Origin of the sequence: Actinacidiphila sp. bgisy167 (assembly GCF_965342175.1) — a bacterium.
In the GTDB taxonomy this organism is placed as follows: Bacteria; Actinomycetota; Actinomycetes; order Streptomycetales; family Streptomycetaceae; genus Actinacidiphila.
Genome location: NZ_CBDRBL010000188.1, coordinates 1 through 1,856 on the forward strand (window position 1 = coordinate 1; position 1,856 = coordinate 1,856).

Below are 1,856 nucleotides of genomic sequence, written 5' to 3' on the forward strand. Positions count from 1 at the left end.
GAGGTGCGCCATGAGGCGCTTTGTTTCCGGACGGGGGTGAGAGACCCCCGGCGCCTGGCTGTCGCAGCAGCCGGGTGAAGCAGAGGGCAGCCGTCATGCCGTAGGAAGCGTGGGTGTGGCGGTGGCAAGCGGCCCTGACACCGTCGGGACGTGCGGGTACTACCAGACCGTGCGGGTCCGGCCAGCGATTCACGAAGGGATACGAAAGGAACCGGTGCTTGACGCCTCGTTAGCCAGAACCGCTCTCAAACCTGGTGGATATGGGGCGGGAGTGCGGTGCGAGCTGGGCTGTTTCGACAAGCAGGCTCCCGTCCGTCGCGGCAACCGGCCGCGATGGACAGGTCGTCACGTGTGTCTGCGGGCGTGACGAAGACCGCCGGGGTATAGCCGGGTCCCTCCCGTGAGAACCGGGACAAAGTGAACATGGGAACCATGCAGGGTCTGCCCTCCCCGCTCCCCAGCCAGGGGACGGGTGGCAGGCGCGCTGTCCGCTGTCGGGCCCTGTGTGGGGCGGAGCGGTCGTAGTACTCCGAGGACGGTAACGCCGTCCGCATGGGGAAGGACCGCAGCGAGTCACGTAGATGAGGAGAGGAAATGGCAGGAGATACGCCGGGGAACCCCGGCGTTCCCGAGGCCGCCGAGTACGCGGCAGCCTCGCGGGTACTGCGGATTCAGTCCAAGCTGCACGATCGGGCAGTGGCTGACCCTGGCCGCGTGTTCGACGATCTGTTCAATCTTGTGGCAGACCCGGCGTTCCTGCTCGAAGCATGGCGCCGGGTCAGAACGAACAAAGGAGCGCGAACAGCCGGGATCGACGGCTGGACCGCTCCGGGGATCGAGGCGTCCGAGCGCGGTGTGCTCGGGTTCCTCGACCAGATCCGCGCGGACTTGAAGGCGCGGACGTTCGTCCCCCTGCCCGTGGCCGAACGCATGATCCCGAAATCCAACGGGAAGATGCGCCGCTTGGGCATCCCGACCGCGCGAGACCGCGTGGTGCAAGCCAGCCTGAAACTGGTGCTCGAACCGATCTTCGAGCCCGGGTTCAGCTCGTCCAGTTACGGGTTCAGGCCCGGCCGACGAGCGCAGGACGCGATCGAGGATGTCATCCACCACGCCCGCTCGGGCTATGTGTGGGTGTTCGAGACCGACATCGCCGCCTGCTTCGACGAGATCGACCACACGGCCCTCATGGACCGGGTGCGTCAGCGTATCGGCGACAGGCAAGTCCTGCGGCTGGTCAAGTCCTTCCTGCATGCAGGGATCCTGACCGGGGAGGGCACCCTGCGGGAGACCGTGTCGGGCACGCCGCAAGGCGGGATCCTGTCCCCGTTGCTCGCGAACATCGCCCTGGGTGTGATCGACGAGCACTTCGACACGAAGCGCCGAAGCCTTTCCAAGGAATGGCACCGGCGCCGACACCGCCGTGAAGGGGGAGCGACGTACCGACTGGTCCGGTACGCCGACGACCTCGCCGTGATGGTGTTCGGCACTCAGGAGCACGCCGAAGCGCTCCGCGACGAAGTTGCAGGCGTTGCCGCCACCATCGGGCTTCGTCTGGCCGAGGACAAGACCCGAACCGTCCATATCGACGACGGCTTCGACTTCCTGGGCTGGCACATCCAGCGCCACACCCAGCGGGGCTCGAACCGTCGTATGGTCTACACCTATCCCAGCGACAAGGCCGTCAAGTCGGTCAGGTCCCGGGTCAAGGAACTGACCGGACGGCAGACGATGAACATGGACCCCGGCACAGTCTTCACCCTCTTGGGGCAGAGACTCCGGGGCTGGACCACCTACTTCCGCCACGGCGCATCCAAGATCACTTTCAGTGAGCTGGAGCACTACCTGTGGCACCG

General features: G+C 66.1%; 1 protein-coding gene. It reads left to right on the forward strand.

The genetic code is table 11. From position 1 onward, the window contains the following. Positions 1 to 594 precede the first annotated feature (594 nt). A partial coding sequence (gene ltrA / locus ACRWND_RS30655; RefSeq protein WP_431955213.1) for a group II intron reverse transcriptase/maturase occupies positions 595 to 1,856 on the forward strand: 1,262 nt, incomplete at its 3' end.